17 protein-coding genes are annotated in these 13,803 nt (G+C 67.4%); 10 read left to right on the top strand and 7 right to left on the bottom strand.

Annotation, left to right across the window (positions count from 1 at the left end; genetic code table 11):
- Positions 1-118 precede the first annotated feature (118 nt).
- The 4 genes from KTR66_RS09745 to KTR66_RS09730 form a co-directional block, all read right to left on the bottom strand.
- Positions 119-973, bottom strand: a complete 855-nt coding sequence (locus tag KTR66_RS09745; RefSeq protein ID WP_213612401.1) for a hypothetical protein — start codon at positions 971-973, stop codon at positions 119-121.
- Positions 970-1,173: a DUF3209 family protein gene (locus KTR66_RS09740; RefSeq protein WP_213612400.1), complete on the bottom strand. Its 204-nt coding sequence runs from the start codon at positions 1,171-1,173 to the stop codon at positions 970-972. The genes KTR66_RS09745 and KTR66_RS09740 overlap by 4 nt, the downstream gene beginning before the upstream one ends.
- A gap of 103 nt (positions 1,174-1,276) precedes the next feature.
- Complete coding sequence (locus KTR66_RS09735) at positions 1,277-1,741, bottom strand: crossover junction endodeoxyribonuclease RuvC (RefSeq protein WP_213612399.1); 465 nt, start codon at positions 1,739-1,741, stop codon at positions 1,277-1,279.
- Positions 1,734-1,958: a hypothetical protein gene (locus tag KTR66_RS09730; protein WP_213612398.1), complete on the bottom strand. Its 225-nt coding sequence runs from the start codon at positions 1,956-1,958 to the stop codon at positions 1,734-1,736. The genes KTR66_RS09735 and KTR66_RS09730 overlap by 8 nt, the downstream gene beginning before the upstream one ends.
- A gap of 121 nt (positions 1,959-2,079) precedes the next feature.
- Here KTR66_RS09730 and KTR66_RS09725 point away from each other — a divergent pair, with 121 nt between their 5' ends.
- From KTR66_RS09725 to KTR66_RS09715, 3 genes are read left to right on the top strand one after another with little or no spacing between them, the layout of a single operon-like run.
- Positions 2,080-2,820 carry an XRE family transcriptional regulator gene (locus tag KTR66_RS09725; RefSeq protein ID WP_213612397.1) on the top strand — a complete coding sequence of 247 codons (741 nt, stop codon included), beginning with the start codon at positions 2,080-2,082 and terminating at the stop codon, positions 2,818-2,820.
- A gap of 8 nt (positions 2,821-2,828) precedes the next feature.
- Positions 2,829-4,829 (top strand): ATP-binding protein, encoded by a 2,001-nt coding sequence (locus KTR66_RS09720; RefSeq protein WP_213612396.1) that lies wholly within the window; start codon positions 2,829-2,831, stop codon positions 4,827-4,829.
- A 41-nt stretch (positions 4,830-4,870) separates the two neighbouring features.
- Positions 4,871-6,088, top strand: coding sequence for a PP_RS20740 family protein (locus KTR66_RS09715; RefSeq protein WP_213612395.1), 1,218 nt, complete (start codon positions 4,871-4,873; stop codon positions 6,086-6,088).
- A 3-nt stretch (positions 6,089-6,091) separates the two neighbouring features.
- On the opposite strand, the gene KTR66_RS09710 is transcribed toward KTR66_RS09715, so the two are convergent.
- The gene (locus tag KTR66_RS09710; protein WP_371819084.1) at positions 6,092-7,087 is read right to left on the bottom strand and encodes a DNA cytosine methyltransferase; all 996 of its coding nucleotides are present in this window, start codon (positions 7,085-7,087) and stop codon (positions 6,092-6,094) included.
- A gap of 133 nt (positions 7,088-7,220) precedes the next feature.
- On the opposite strand from KTR66_RS09710, the gene KTR66_RS09705 reads away from it, so the two are divergent.
- Positions 7,221-8,489, top strand: a complete 1,269-nt coding sequence (locus KTR66_RS09705) for a protein NO VEIN domain-containing protein (RefSeq protein WP_213612393.1) — start codon at positions 7,221-7,223, stop codon at positions 8,487-8,489.
- Here the strand turns inward: KTR66_RS09705 and KTR66_RS09700 are convergent.
- Together KTR66_RS09700 and KTR66_RS09695 are read right to left on the bottom strand one after the other, a co-directional pair.
- Positions 8,383-9,861 (bottom strand): DNA cytosine methyltransferase, encoded by a 1,479-nt coding sequence (locus KTR66_RS09700; RefSeq protein WP_213612392.1) that lies wholly within the window; start codon positions 9,859-9,861, stop codon positions 8,383-8,385. The two genes, KTR66_RS09705 and KTR66_RS09700, sit on opposite strands and share 107 nt — an antisense overlap.
- Before the next feature lies 1 nt (position 9,862).
- The gene (locus KTR66_RS09695; protein WP_213612391.1) at positions 9,863-10,333 is read right to left on the bottom strand and encodes a very short patch repair endonuclease; all 471 of its coding nucleotides are present in this window, start codon (positions 10,331-10,333) and stop codon (positions 9,863-9,865) included.
- Positions 10,334-10,462: 129 nt separating this feature from the next.
- On the opposite strand from KTR66_RS09695, the gene KTR66_RS09690 reads away from it, so the two are divergent.
- From KTR66_RS09690 to KTR66_RS09665, 6 genes are read left to right on the top strand one after another with little or no spacing between them, the layout of a single operon-like run.
- A complete protein-coding gene (locus tag KTR66_RS09690) occupies positions 10,463-10,732 on the top strand; it encodes a hypothetical protein (RefSeq protein ID WP_213612390.1) in 270 nt (89 codons plus the stop codon).
- A complete protein-coding gene (locus KTR66_RS09685) occupies positions 10,729-11,097 on the top strand; it encodes a hypothetical protein (protein ID WP_213612389.1) in 369 nt (122 codons plus the stop codon). The genes KTR66_RS09690 and KTR66_RS09685 overlap by 4 nt, the downstream gene beginning before the upstream one ends.
- Before the next feature lie 25 nt (positions 11,098-11,122).
- Positions 11,123-12,037, top strand: a complete 915-nt coding sequence (locus KTR66_RS09680; RefSeq protein WP_213612388.1) for a DUF2303 family protein — start codon at positions 11,123-11,125, stop codon at positions 12,035-12,037.
- 2 nt (positions 12,038-12,039) lie between these two features.
- Positions 12,040-12,210, top strand: a complete 171-nt coding sequence (locus tag KTR66_RS25275) for a hypothetical protein (protein WP_213612387.1) — start codon at positions 12,040-12,042, stop codon at positions 12,208-12,210.
- On the top strand, positions 12,207-12,599 hold the full coding sequence (locus tag KTR66_RS09670) for a DUF4326 domain-containing protein (protein WP_213612386.1): 393 nt from the start codon (positions 12,207-12,209) through the stop codon (positions 12,597-12,599). Before KTR66_RS25275 ends, KTR66_RS09670 begins: the two co-directional genes overlap by 4 nt.
- A complete protein-coding gene (locus tag KTR66_RS09665) occupies positions 12,586-13,440 on the top strand; it encodes a hypothetical protein (protein ID WP_213612385.1) in 855 nt (284 codons plus the stop codon). The genes KTR66_RS09670 and KTR66_RS09665 overlap by 14 nt, the downstream gene beginning before the upstream one ends.
- Positions 13,441-13,803 lie beyond the last annotated feature (363 nt).

The following is a 13,803-nucleotide window of genomic DNA, read 5'->3' as shown; positions in this document are numbered from 1 at the left end:
GCGCGACACCGTCATGACGGTGCCGCCAGCAGATCGAGGAACCAGAGGAAGCCCATGACGCAGGCCGCGCCTGCGGCACCGAGGGCCAGCAGGACGGCGCATTCGGCCGCACGCCGGATCATGGCCCGCTCCCGCGGGAACGCCGGCCATGCCCCATGAAGACAATGGGCACCTGCGTCAGCGCTGGATGCCAGCAGAAGCCGCACGTGGCGCAGCAGGAAGTGCGCCCGTTCTGCGCAGGGCAGATCATGCCCTCCGGGACACGCTTCGCTGCACCGGCCCGCCGCCAGATGGTCGTGGTCTCGAAACCCTGGCCGCTCGGCTGCCGCCGCGAGAAGCGGATGAAGCTCTGCTGCGGGAACAGCGCATTCATGCGCTCCAGCATCTGCTGGATGGGATGTCCGTCCGGCCACGCGGAGTAGCCGAACACGTGCAGTTCAGGCAGCAGCCGCAGCGCCATTGACCACCAGCCGACGTACCTGGGAGACGGGAAGTCACCGAGGGTGTGGAGGCGGATGACAAAACCATGCGGATGCTTTCCGCGGAGCCAGAGCAGCTCGTCGCCCATGAACGTCAGCAGGTCGCGCGACACGCGCCACCGCTTCGCAAGGTGCATCGTGTTGCCGTAGCAGGTCGCCCACTCGTGGCAGGACCGCGGACACGTTGCGCGCTCTTCGAGCGTCAGATGATAGATCGGCATGCCGCGCCACGGTCCGACCTGGACGCGCGCACCCAGCTTCGGATTGTTGTGCCCGCCCACGAAGATGCGGCCGGCATCGTCGGCCGTACGGACGGTGCTCGGAAAAATGGTGCGGCCGGTCTGAAGCGCTGGATGATCAGCCCGGAGAGCCGCTGCGCCGCGATCGGCATGCGGCCGGACCGCCGCGAACCGGCGGAGGCGGTCGCCTTCGAACCGGGTCCCCATGTGGAAGCCGGGCGAATGCTGGTGGATGCGGGCGGCATGGAGGTTCACGACGCGACCTCCCCCCGGAGCCGCTTGATCTCGCCCTGCAGACGCCGGAGTGCGGCGAGGTAGCCGCGCTGGAAATCCGTGTCGGGCGGATCGGCCTTGAAGGTCGCGATGCTCTCCCCGACGTCGCGCAGGGCTTCGTCGAAAGCGGCCCGGGCGCCTTGTGCCCGGGCCGCCGTGCGAGCTGTACGGGCGGGCTTCACAGCATCACCGCGGCTGCGAGGAGCGATATGCCCGCGAGGGTCAGTGCCAGGACAGCCAGGATGCCCGGCAGGGCATGCGCGAGCAGATGATCCCGTGTGCGTGTCACTGCGCCCCTCCTGTGGTCAGCAGGAGCAGAGCGATGGCGTCGGCTTCATTGTCGTCCGTTGGCGTGAAGCCGCGGGTCCGCATCGCCGCGACCACCGCGTCCTTCGGTGCGTTGCCCTTGCCGGTGGAGAAGCGCTTGATCTCAGCGACCCCGACACCCTGGTAGGGAACGCCGTGCTCTTCAGCCCATGCCGAAAGGTGCGCGAGGAAGCCGCCGTAAATGTGCGCCGCGTCTGTGCCCGCGTGCGCCCGGACCTCCTCGAACGCGATGCGGCCGAGGCCACCTGAGTGGCTGTTGAGTTCGGCGAGCCAGGAGCGGAAGCGGAGGAACCGCATGCCGCCGCCCTCGAAGCGGGACGGCTTGAAGCGCACGGTGCCGGACGTGATGACGCCGCCAGCCTGGAGCGCCCAGCCTGTGGTGGTGCCGAGGTCGATCGCCAGGACGGGCCGGGGTTCAGCCATTGCGCACCGGCGCCTTCCGCGGGGAAGCCATCCCCGCGAGCTGATCGACAGTGAGCTTCACCTTGCGGCGCTTCGCCGCCTTCACGACCACCGGCCAGAAGCGGGCGGGGATGCCGCGCTGGCGCCACGCACGGACGGTCACATCCCGCACGCCCAGTTCTCGCGCGAGGTCGGAGGCGCTGGGCCAGATCGCAATCACGTCAGGGAACGTCCGCATGCCCCGGACGCTACAATAAGGCGCGCTACAGTCGCAAGACCCAAAGGTCGCGCTGAAACGACTTTCCTTCGCGCGTGTTGTCCGCTACATAATGCAACGCCTTTAGATGAGCATGCTTCCGATGGACACGCCAGCAGAACGGCTCCGCCGCTTCCGCGAAGACAAAGGGATTGGCAGCGGCGCGGAACTCGCGCGGCGCGCCAACATCCCCGAGGCGACCTACCGCGCCTATGAGGCCGGGCGGCGACCGCTCACCGCGCGCGCCGCGCAGCAGCTGGCAGCCATCCTCGAATGCCCCTGGCAGAGGCTGCTGTTCGGCAAGGATGACGCTGCGGAGACGGCAGAGGAGGCCTCGGTAGCCCTCGGCCAGCGCGTGAGCCGCCGGCCGATCCCGCCACCGCCTGTCCCGCGGGCCGAAGTCGTCGATGTGGCAGGACAGCCGGTGGCGCTTATCCCGCTCTACGACGCCAAGGCATCGGCAGGGCACGGTGCCGATGTTGACGGCGAAGTGGTGCTCTACCGCGTGCCGTTCAGGGAGGAATGGGTGCGCGGCATCACGCAGTCACCGCTGGAGCAACTCGCTCTGGTGAAGGTCGACGGAGATTCGATGGAGCCGACCCTCCGCCAGGGCGACAAGGTCCTGGTGGATTTCGGGCAGACCCGTCCCGGCAGGAAGGATGGCATCTACGTGCTGCGTTCAGATGACGGGCTGCAGGTGAAGCGCATCCAGACCAACCTCGCATCGAGGACGCTCAGCATCCTGTCCGACAACCCGCTGTATGAGCCTCTCCGGGATATTCAGGCGGACATGATCACCGTGATCGGGCGCGTGATCTGGCTCGGCCGGCAGGTGGGGTCGTGAGCGGCGCTATGCCTGCCGAGGAGGCCATTCCGGTTGTCCAGGGCGAAGAGCAGCTGAGTGCATACCTTCGGGACGACGCCAATGTCGGGAAGCCGGTCAGCACGCGGCTCTCCGTCAACACCAGAGTCATAGCGAGGGTTACCGACGGCATCTACCGGCTGCCCGGCTCTGCGCTCCGGGAACTTATCGCCAATGCCTGGGATGCCGACGCCCAGAACGTATCGATCGAGACGGACGCACCGCGCTTCTCCCGGATCACGATCCGCGACGACGGTCTCGGGATGAGCCACAACACGTTGTCGCACGTGATCAACAGCATCGGCGGCAGCGCGAAGCGCAGACATGAGGGCCAGGACCTCGGCATCACCGCTGTCGACAACGCCGAGCGCACTCCCGGTGGCCGTCCGTTCATCGGAAAGATCGGCATCGGGCTTTTCTCCGTCAGCCAGCTGACTCGTCGCTTCACCATCGTGACGAAGCGGAAGGGGGAGGACTACCGGCTGATCGCGAACGTGATCCTACGTCAGCATTCCGAGGATCCCGAAGCCGATGAAGGCCTCGACGACGATCAGTACCTCAGCGGCAAGGTAGAAATCGTCAGAGAGCGCGCAGTCGATCCGGATGCGCATGGTACGGATATCATTCTCGATGCGATCAAGCCTGCAGCGCGTGACACTCTGCGGAGTGCGGATCGATGGCGCGCGCTTGACGACCTGAAAAGCGCGCGGACTTCAGGCACAGGCGACACCGCGACTGCTGTAAAGCTGGAACCTCCCGCTTTTCATGCGGGGTGGCTTGGCTCGAACGTGCCGGCTGCCGACGACGTTCCGACGTTCACCGAGACGCCCCGTCTTCCGTGGGACCCGGGCGATGATCCGTCACGCCGGATGGCCAAGCTGGTTGCCGGTGTGGCCGATCAGTTCACGCGGCACAACCGCCCGGATCTCGGCACCGCGCTGGACTACTACCTCGCGATGATCTGGCAGCTTGGTCTGTCCGTCCCTGTCCCCTACGTCGAGAGCCATCCGTTCGACCTCACGGCGGAGGACAAAATCCGGCTGTTCTGGCTGGGAAACCGCGAGAGGGAGCAGGCCACCGAGGTCCCGATGAGACCGGGCGAGACCGTCCGGCAAGCAGTCGCGCGCTGGTCCGGTGGCAAGCATCGCCTTGAAGATGGCGTAGGGGCAGGCGGTTCGCCAATGCGCGTGGTCGTCGACCAGATCGAGCTGAAGCGACCGATCAGCTTCAAGTACATCTCCGCCAGCGTCCGCGGTCTCGATCGCAGCATCCTTATGGTCGGAGACTATGAGCCTGACTTGAACCGTGTGCCTCGCGACCTGCGCGGAGGCAGGCTCGGGTTCGAGGCGTACCTGTTCTGGAACGGCAGGATCATTCCGAAGGAGAACAACGGCGTGCTCGTCCGCATCCGAGGCGCGAGCGGAGCCAACTTCGATGAGAGCTTCTTCAAGTATCAGGTCTCCGAACAGACGCGCCTGCGCCAGATCACTTCGGAGCTTTTCGTGCGCGAAGGCCTCGACGCGGCGCTGAACATCGACCGTGAGTCCTTCAACTTCGCCCATCCGCATGTGCGGCTTACCTCGTCGTGGCTCCACCGCGCGCTTCGGCAGCTGACCAATAGGCACAAGGAACTCAGCGCGAAGGCCCTTGCGGATCGGAAGGGCCAGGACGCTGTTGAGTCGCGCAGCCGCCTCGGCGAGTTCGCCGATCAGGTCTGGCGCGAAGAACAGGGCGACGAGGCCCCTCCCGACGTCGAGATCGCACGCGATCGTGCCCGGGCGCAGGCGGCGAGGAACGATGGCATCATTGCATTCCCGGCTGCCGTCCTGCCGCAGATGTCGGCTGGAACCACTGCGGAGGCGATCCAGCGTCGTGCCCAGGCAGAGGCACTGCTGAAGGTGCTCGCAGCATTCGGCATCCTGGAGGACCGCTCAATTGCCGAGCAGGAGCGGCTCGTGCGCGCCATCTTCTCTGTCTTCCATCAGGACTGACGGCGGTGAGCGAAGGGAATCCTCTGTCCGCCAGGGACGCTGTGAGCGAAGTTGATCGGGAAATCGAGGATGCCTACGGCCCCCTCGATGACGCTGCCGTGCAGCCCCAAAGCCGGCGTCGGCGGGAATTCGCACCCTGGCACCATCCGGTTAAGCAAGTGGTCCGCGCCCGCCAGTGGGCAGAGCAGATCGAGCGGCTGATCGGTGATGGTCATGTTACGCGGGGCGTGCTGCGGTATCTGACGCTGCCCGGCGCTGACATGATGGATGCCCGCTACATCGGCGGCCGTTTACGGTCCCGCGGCGACGGCCCGTTCAAGTTGGAGGTCTTTGGCTTCGACAGGAGTGCGGGCGACACGGATGGTCCGGGCAGCCCCGGCGAGGAGGCCCTCGCCGCCCTGCGGCAGGACCAATTGGCGACCATGGAGTCCAAGCTCCGGGTCGGACAAATCGAGGAGATTGCCGTCGACGGATCGGTCGCGCAGCGTCAGCTTCAGGACGCCGGAGCGTTTGACGTCATTAATCTCGACGCGTGCAGCCATCTCTGCTGTGACGCTCCCGGCGAAGCGCGCACGCTTTTCGCCGCTCTGCAGAAGCTGATGGTGCACCAGCTGCAGAGGCGCGATCCTTGGCTGCTCTTCGTGACCACTCGTGCGGCTGCTGGGGACTTCCGAGGACACGGAGCGGACACCCTGAAGAGCATCGTGAAGCAGAACATCGAGCATGATGGTCCCGCCTTCATCGATGGTTTGCGTGCAGTCACTGGTCTCGACCAGCAGGACGGTGGTGCGTCCGCGGCATGGGCGGCCGACGGGGAACTGTTCCTGAAGATGTTCACGGTCGGGTTGGGCAAGCACCTGCTGCACTTCTTCAACAACCAGATCGGCAGAAGCGCACGCGTGGACCTCACCAGCGTCTTCGGATATCGCGTGTCCGGAGACGAGCCGGACATGCTGGCGCTCGCATTCCGGGTGTCCCCTCGTGATGATCAGCCGGTCACCGCGGCGCGCGTGGCTGCTGTCGCCGTTCCGCAGCCGGAGATCGAAGAGATAAAGCGCATGCTTCGCAGAGCAGCTTGCTTTCGCAATCTCGACAGCGGCATCGAGACGATGACGGAGGTCCGCACGACGGCCATCAGGGAGCAGGCAGAACTGCTGGCCGCAGCGAACTATCCGATCGAGGGATGGGTGGAGTGGCTGAAGACGCATAACGTCCGCCCCATGGACTGCGCGTGGATCCTCCAGGACGCGCAGGCATGATGCTCAGGCAGCGCTGCGCAACTCCGTTCGATGGAGCAGGGCCTTAATGGACCCGGCCACAGCGTGCGCCAGCGGCGGTGGGACCGCTTCACTGACCTGAGTGATCTGCGACGACATCGTCCCGGCTACCCGAAACTCCGCGGGAAAGCCCTGCAGGAGCATCGCTTCGAAGATCGACAGGCGGCGGTGGCAGCCGGGATGCACATGGACCTCGCGATTGCCGTAGGCGACGGCAAGGCTGGGGCGGTCCCACGCCAGCACCTTGAAGCTCCGCTTGTTGCCGTCGCCGGCGCGTAGCAGCCCCGGCGTCAGGAAGCGCCGGCTCTTCGGCGTCATGCACCAGTGGTTCGGATGGTGCGGTATCTCGTCGATGGTTGATGCCGATGCGAAGGTTACCGGCTCAGGCAGCGCGCCTATCGCATCCCGGACAGTCAGCCGGTGTTCTGCCGGTTCAGGCGCCTTCCAGGAAACGCCCGGGTGCAGTTGCCTGTTGATCCCCACCAGGAACAGCCTGCGCCGGTTCTGCGGCGTGCCGTGGTCGCCAGCGTTCAACACCACCCGCGTGACATTGAAGCCAATCCGGCGAAGCCTTGCCTCGAGGGTTTTCAGCCGGCCGAGATGAGGGTCCCTCTGCAGGCAGGGCACGTTCTCGATGACGAAGAACGGCACCGGTGCTGCCCTGTTCAAGCCGCCGAGGATGCGCGCGAACTGCCCGAGCATCTCGCGTCGCGGATCATCGTCAGACTGGTGCCGGTTGGCCTGGGTGAAGCTCTGGCAGGGCGGCCCGCCGATGACACCCGAACAGGCTCCGCCGATTGTGGCAAGGATGTCTGCAGGCTTCAGGTCGCGAATGTCCTGGACGGCAGCGACAGCGGCGTCAGGCCGGTTCAGGTTGTAGGTGGCAACGCTGTCCTGGCGGATGTCATACGCTGCGCCCACGCGAAAGCCGGCGGCTTCGAAGCCGAGGTCCATCCCTCCCAGACCGCAGAACAGACTCACCAGCAAGACAGTAATCCAATCACGCCGCCGCTACATTTTGTAGTGGCGGCGGGGCAGGCTGGCAAGGCTTTCTGCGTCTTTCGGGCAACACCAGTGTTCTTCTCCTGCAGCATCGCCTGCTACATCATGCAGCATGGCCGATGCCCTTGCCCTGAAACGCCTCACCGCCTCCGACCTGACCTTCTTCGAGGCGCTGTACCGCCGTCTCGACGCGGGAAACCAGAAGGCCATCAACCTCAACGCGGACGTCCTCACCGGCCGCCTGTTTCCCGACCTCGAAGCGGCAGCAGATGCATCGCCGGACGGCGAAATCGGGCTGGTACTGACCGTGCACGGCCCTGACGCCGCCCCCGCCCTGCGGCTCCGGCGGAAGATCGTGAAGGGCGCCGCCTACAAGAACTGGCGGCTGAACGGGGAGTTCATCTACGACCCCGAGGGCCAGCGCGGGCGCTTCGACCTCCTGAAGCCCGGCGATCTGGCAGTCATGGCCTTCCGCGGCCGGCCGGCACCGGACGCCATGACCCTCGTGCTGCTGGCGCAGGACGCAGCCCAAGACGCCGGTCTGCACGCGGCGCTGCGCCCCTTCATCCGTGGCGGCAGGATGACGATGGCAGCCCTCCGGCCGGGCGATATCGCCGCCGCGATCGCCGCGTCGCGTGCCGATCCGACCCATCCGATCGCCTCCCTGGCCTTCGACGCTGAAGAAGCCCAGGCCCTCGAAGACATCGCACTGGGCGGCACCAAGGGTGCCCGCAAGCTGACCCGCACCCGGAAGGCCCGGCCCGTCACCGCAGAGGAATTGGCCAAGGCAAAGCAGGCAGCGGAGCGCACTGGCGCCGAGGGGGAAGCCTTCGTCGATCTGCATCTGACCCGCGAGGAGGCGCGCGGCGCTGCCCAGGAACATGCGTGGGTGTCGCGGACCAACGCGATCGCGCCCTTCGACTTTCTGGTGGTGCACAACGGGCTGTTCACAGAGCAGCAGCGCATCGACGTGAAGTCCACCCGCGGCCCCTTCACCGCCGACTTCCACATGTCGCTGGCAGAGGTCACCGAGGCGGCGGGAAGCCCGCAGCCCTACCTGATCTATCGCGTGTTCAGCCTGACCGCCGACCAGTGCGAGTTGCGGGTTTCAGGCGATATCCGCGACTTCGCCAAGCGCCTTCTCGCTGCCCACAACGGCGCGATGTTCGCGCAGATCACCGCGGACAGCTTCTCCATCCCTCCCGCCGCTGACGATCCGCGCGGAGGAGGAGCCGGAGGAGACGCTGCCGGACGAAGAGGAAGAAGCCTGAGCCTTACCGGGGCGGTGCCAGACGCAGGGCGGCGCCGTCCAGCGCCTCCTTCATCACCCGCGCCAGCGCATTCGCCATCATCGGCGGCACTGCATTCCCGATCTGCCTGAACGCCGGATTCATGGTGCCGGCAAACCGAAAGCCGTCCGGGAAGCTTTGCAGCCTCGCAGCCTCACGCACGCTGATCGTCCGTGCCTGCTTCGGGTCGTAGTGGATGTGGCTGTAGGTGTCCTTGCCGATGTGCGCCATGAGGGTGCGGACCGGGAAATCGCGCCGCAGCTTCCACCAGCGGTTCGGAAACTTCGACGGATCATAGGGCGGCACCATCTCCGCCTCGAGTTCCGCCCAGGCCTTCATCCTGCGCGTGATCCCGCGTCGCGCCGCCTCTTCTTCGAACAGGCGGGTCGCAACCCGGTGGGCCTCCGGGTACTCCGCGCCTTCTGGCATGGCGGCGAAAATGCCTCCATCGCGCGGCAGCGCACGGATCGCGTGATCGACAACGCCGCCCTGGCCTTCGAAGCCCGGCCATTGCCGCATCGCCGCGGCGTAGGCGCTCAGCGCGTTCGTGCTGCGGTAGGGTGTGAAGGTGTCCGGTCCGAACCTCCGGGCGCCGCGCTTCACGCTGTCCCCGCGGATCGGAGGCATGTCGCCGATCGCCTCGAATGCAGTGACCGGGAAAGGCAGGGATTCGTTGCCGAGGTCCGCCTGCACATAGCCGGCGCCGCCGAGCAGATCGACGAAGCGCAACGCCACCGCCCGCGTGCCGGCATAGCCGGGCGGCAGGGTCATGTGGTGCGACGCCTTGGGGAAGGTCGGACGGATTCCGAGGTCGCGCCGGTAGGCAACCAGGAACACGCGGTCGCGCATCTGCGGCACGCCGTGGAAGGCGCTGTTGATCAGCGAGTACCGGGCGTCATAGCCGTAGCCGTCCAGCGTCTCGACGATCTCTTCGACCACGTTGTGACCGCCGTAGTGCAGGATATCCGGCACGTTCTCCATCAGCAGGGCGAGCGGCCGGAAGGCACGGACGTAGGCGAGATAGCGCAGGTACAGGTTGCCGCGCGGATCGACCTTGAAGGCGTCCGGGTGCTCCGCAACCTCGCGCAGCTTCGCGCGCCCGACGCGGGCATAGGCTTGGCAGGGCGGACCGCCCACGATCACGTCGATCGACTCCTCGACGCTGCCGAGACCGAGTTCGGCGCACAAATCCTCCGGCTCGATCCTGGTCACGTCCCGCGGCTTCGCGTGCTGCTCCAGCATGTCCGGATCCGCAGCATGGAAATTCAGCGCGTGCGACCGTGCCGCGAGTTCGTCGATCTCCATGGCCGCGGCGATCGAGAAGCCTGCCTTCGTGAAGCCCAGGCTGATCCCGCCGCAGCCGGAAAAGAGGTCGAGCACGCGCGGCGCCTTCCCCTCGGCGAGGCGCTGCAGCTTCCGCGCCACGGCTGGGTCGGCGACAATCGGGGGAACACGCGCGTCCATATCAGTCCTCTGCTCCGGCGCAGGAATGTGCGCCTGTTGACCCGATTCGCGCCAGCGGCCCGGGTGGCCCGAGGAATCGCTGCAGCCGGCGGCTCACCGCGTCGGGCCTGCGCAGGCTGCACTCCCAGACCACGGTGACAGACCACCCGAGGCCTCTGAGCCTGCGGATGTTCCTGGCATCGCGCCGCCTGTTGCCATCGATCTTGGCCGTCCACCACTCCGTTCTGGTCGCAGGGATGACGCAGTCCCGGCAGCCCGGGTGCCCGTGCCAGAAGCAGCCGTGGACCAGAATCGCGGCCCGCCGCCCGGGGAGCACAATGTCCGGACGCCCCGGCAGATCGCGCCGGTGGAGCCGGAAGCGGTAGCCGAGCGCGTGCAACATCCGCCGCACCTGGATTTCCGGCTTCGTGTCCTTCCCGCGGATGCGGGCCATGTTCGCGCTGCGCTGCGCAGGGGTCAGCCGGTCTGCCATCAAGCGGAAACTACAGCGATCCGCACGCCGCTACACGCGCGACAATAGGGCTTGTCGTGTAGCGCGACTTTATGTAGCGTCCCGGACACGCCACGCCGATCCCGGCTTGGCCGATCCGAGGAGCATCGCGTGGACGATACCGAAGCCCCGCACGCGCCGTCTGCCGATTCGGTGGTCGTGCGTGCAGCCATCCCACACCAGCCCGAACCGGACCCGCGGCACGAACTGCGCATCGTCGCCACGATGGCGGTCCCGTCCGATCCGATCGCCCAGGCGAAGCTCATCGCCGGGCTGGAACCGCACATCGCCGGCTTCCGCGCTGCCGTCGAGGCGGCGGTGCCCACCGCACGGATCGACGTCGGGGTCGTGCGCACCAAGCAGAAGGCGGCTGCGGCATGAGCGAAACCCAACCCACTCCGCCTGCCCCGCCAGCGCGGAGCTTCTCGATGTTCATCGCCGAGAGCGAGGACGGCCGCCTCCACAGCGACCTCACCGATGCGCTGCAGGAACTCGTCGAAGCCCTCCGCGAAGCCGCCCAGCGCACCGGCAAGGCAGCGGGGAAGCTCGACATCAGCTTCGCGCTGAAATTCGACGACGGGATCGTCGAGACCATCGCCGATTTCAAGGTGAAGGCTCCGAAGCTCGCCCGCGGCCGGACGATCTTCTGGGCCACCCACGACAACCAGCTGACGAAGCGCAATCCGGCGCAGCCGGACCTGCCCTTCCGCGATGTGAGCGTGCCGCGCAGCGGCGCGATCGCCTGAACCCCGACACCCCAGGAGAATCCGAATGCCCGAACAGGCCACCAACGACGCGCGCAGCATCATCGAGACGGTGAAGGACCTGCACGCGCCGCAGATCGTCACTCTGGACAACGGCACCGAAATCCTCGCCGTCCCGAAGGGCGTCGACGTCCGGAGCGTGAAGCCTCTGATGGACGAATACCGCACCCAGCCCGAGCGGCGCCGCGGTCTCGCCACGCTGAGCGACCTCGAGAGCTTCATCGCCCATGCCACGCGGTTCAAGGCTCCGAACAGCGCCATCTTCGCGCGGCGGGACGAGGAGGCTCCCTCGGTCACCAGCGTGTTCGACTATCACCCGGAAGGGCCGGAGATCGCCGACGCCCGCTTTCTGGGGCACCGCGGCCACTACGCTTTCCCGACCAGCGAGCAGTGGAACGCATGGCGGCTGCGCGACGGCAAGACGCAGACGCAACGCGACTTCGCAGCCTTCATCGAGGAGCGGATCATGGACATCATCGCGCCGGGCGACGGCGCGGGCGATGCCGGCTCCCTGGCGAATGACATGCTCGCCATGCTTGGCGGCGAGATCGCCGGCCCCTCCAAGCTCCTGGAAATCTCGCGCGGGCTCCGCATGACGGAAACCGCGGAGGTTGCCAACGCGCAGAACCTCGCCACCGGCGAAGTCGAGATCGTGTTCCGCACGACCCACACCGACGACAAGAAGCAGCCCCTCAAGGTGCCTAACCTCTTTGTCATCGGGATCCCGGTCTTCGACGGCGACGCGGCTTATCGGCTGCCGATCCGGCTGACCTATCGCCGCGACGAAGGCCGCATCCTCTGGACCTTCAAGCGCTACCGCCCGGACGTGGTGTTCTTCGACGCCTTCGACCGCGCCGTCGCCAGGGTGAAGCAGGAGACGGGCCTCCCGGTGTTCATCGGCCAGCCTGAGAAGGCGGCCTGACGGTGCGCGTGGCGAACCCGCCTCCAAGGCCGACCATCCCGGCGCTCCCCGGCACGGAAGTGCCGGAGGAGAAGGGTTGCGCAGGCTGCGTCCTCGTAGGGATGCTCGCCATGGCGCTCTCCGGCGCCCTGGTCGGCTTCCTGGCGGGCTTCGCCGCCGGGAGGGGCTGGTGACCGCGGCGCCCTCCCGCATCCGCCTCAGTCGCGCCCCAGGGTGGCGTCTGCCCGAGGGCGCGGTGGTGGTCGCGCGGCCGACGAAGTGGGGGAACCCATTCGCCGCCGGCAGCGAGACCGTGAGGCAGCGCGTCCTGCGGCTCGGCATGGATCCCGCCGATCCCGTCGCGCTGCGCCGGGGGGCCGCTGCCCTCTTCCACGACTGGATGACCTGGAAGCTGGACACGCATCTGGCGCCAGCCATTCCGCCCGACCCCACCCCGCTGCGGGGACGCACCCTGGCCTGCTGGTGCCCCTGCGGGCGGGCACCTGACGGCGCGTTCCTCTGTCACGCGGACGTCCTCCTCCATCTCGCCAACCTGCCGGAGAGCAGCAATGCGTGCCCCTGATCCCGCACTCCTGAAGACCCTTGAGACCGCCGTGCGCGATGCGCAGGACACCTGGGGTGATGGTGGCTGCACTGACGCGGATGTCGCGCTGGCGGTCTACCGAGCCCTTCGGGAAGCGCAGCCCGCGGCTGCCGCGGTCCTCGACGGGCGCGCCATCGCCTACGGCTCGTTCCTGCCCCAGCTGCCGACCATCCTCCGGAATCACGCCGCCAACCCGCGCGCCGAATATGCGGGCGATGCGCGCGACGGTCTGCGCTACGCAGCAGAGATACTGGACGCCTTCCTGCAGCCGCTCTTCGTCCGGCCGCAGCCGGGGCCCCTCGAGCCCGAACCGCCACCCTTCAGCGCCACGCGTCTGCCCGACTTCCTGGTGGCAGCGATGCTCCGGGTGCTGCGGCAGAACATTTCGGATTGCCGGCCGCCGGACAAGATCATCGGCGGCGAAGCCGATCCCTACATGCGCCGATGGTACATCCTGCCGCGGAGCGCGGACGCCTCCTGCTACCTGCACGAGTTCCTCCGCTCCGACGAGGACCGCGCACTGCACGACCATCCCTACGACAGCGTCGGGATCATCCTCGCAGGCGGGTACATCGAGCACACGGACACCGCAGCACCGCAGATAAGGCTGCCCGGCGACGTGATCCCGCGTCGCGCGACAGACCGCCATCGAGTCCAGCTTTTCACTGGGCCGGACGGCAGACCCCAGCCCGCATGGACGCTGTTCGCCACCGGCGCGCGCGTCCGGGATTGGGGGTTCTGGTGCGGCGAGACCTTCGTCCCTTGGCAGACCTTCGAGGAAGCCCTGCCGGGCGGCGGAACACGGGGTTGCGGCGAGTGATGACCGCAGCATCGCAGGCAAGGCGGGGCGCGCTTTCGACGGGAGTGGCGCAGCACGGCACGACAGGCTCGGCCCGGCGTGCCGCGGCATCGACGCGCATGGCACGGCTCGGCAGGCGAGGCGTGGCGGGGAAGGGCAAGGCACGGACCGGCTCGGCAGGCGAGGCATCCCATCGCGCGGCTGGGTCTGGCACCGCCAGGACTGGCCAGACATGGCAGGCGAGGCGTGGCGAGGGCTGGATAGGCGTGGTCGGGCGAAGCCCGGCACGGCAGGCGACGAAAGGCAGGGCCCGGATAGGCGGGGCGGGGTCCGGACCGACACCGCAGGCAGCGCGAGGCAAGGCAGTGCCGGGCCGCGCGAGGC

Source organism: Roseococcus sp. SDR, from assembly GCF_019083995.1.
GTDB lineage: Bacteria > Pseudomonadota > Alphaproteobacteria > Acetobacterales > Acetobacteraceae > Roseococcus.
The sequence above is the reverse complement of the archived record's forward strand: the minus strand, read 5'-3'. Positions and strand labels throughout refer to the sequence as shown.

Bases quoted from the DNA above. Each gene is read 5' to 3' on its own strand.
- KTR66_RS09735 (WP_213612399.1), bottom strand. From the start codon at position 1,741: ATGGCTGAACCCCGGCCCGTCCTGGCGATCGACCTCGGCACCACCACA.
- KTR66_RS09730 (WP_213612398.1), bottom strand. From the start codon at position 1,958: ATGCGGACGTTCCCTGACGTGATTGCGATCTGGCCCAGCGCCTCCGAC.
- KTR66_RS09725 (WP_213612397.1), top strand. From the start codon at position 2,080: ATGGACACGCCAGCAGAACGGCTCCGCCGCTTCCGCGAAGACAAAGGG.
- KTR66_RS09720 (WP_213612396.1), top strand. From the start codon at position 2,829: ATGCCTGCCGAGGAGGCCATTCCGGTTGTCCAGGGCGAAGAGCAGCTG.
- KTR66_RS09705 (WP_213612393.1), top strand. From the start codon at position 7,221: ATGGCCGATGCCCTTGCCCTGAAACGCCTCACCGCCTCCGACCTGACC.
- KTR66_RS09700 (WP_213612392.1), bottom strand. From the start codon at position 9,861: ATGGACGCGCGTGTTCCCCCGATTGTCGCCGACCCAGCCGTGGCGCGG.
- KTR66_RS09695 (WP_213612391.1), bottom strand. From the start codon at position 10,333: ATGGCAGACCGGCTGACCCCTGCGCAGCGCAGCGCGAACATGGCCCGC.
- KTR66_RS09685 (WP_213612389.1), top strand. From the start codon at position 10,729: ATGAGCGAAACCCAACCCACTCCGCCTGCCCCGCCAGCGCGGAGCTTC.
- KTR66_RS09680 (WP_213612388.1), top strand. From the start codon at position 11,123: ATGCCCGAACAGGCCACCAACGACGCGCGCAGCATCATCGAGACGGTG.
- KTR66_RS09665 (WP_213612385.1), top strand. From the start codon at position 12,586: ATGCGTGCCCCTGATCCCGCACTCCTGAAGACCCTTGAGACCGCCGTG.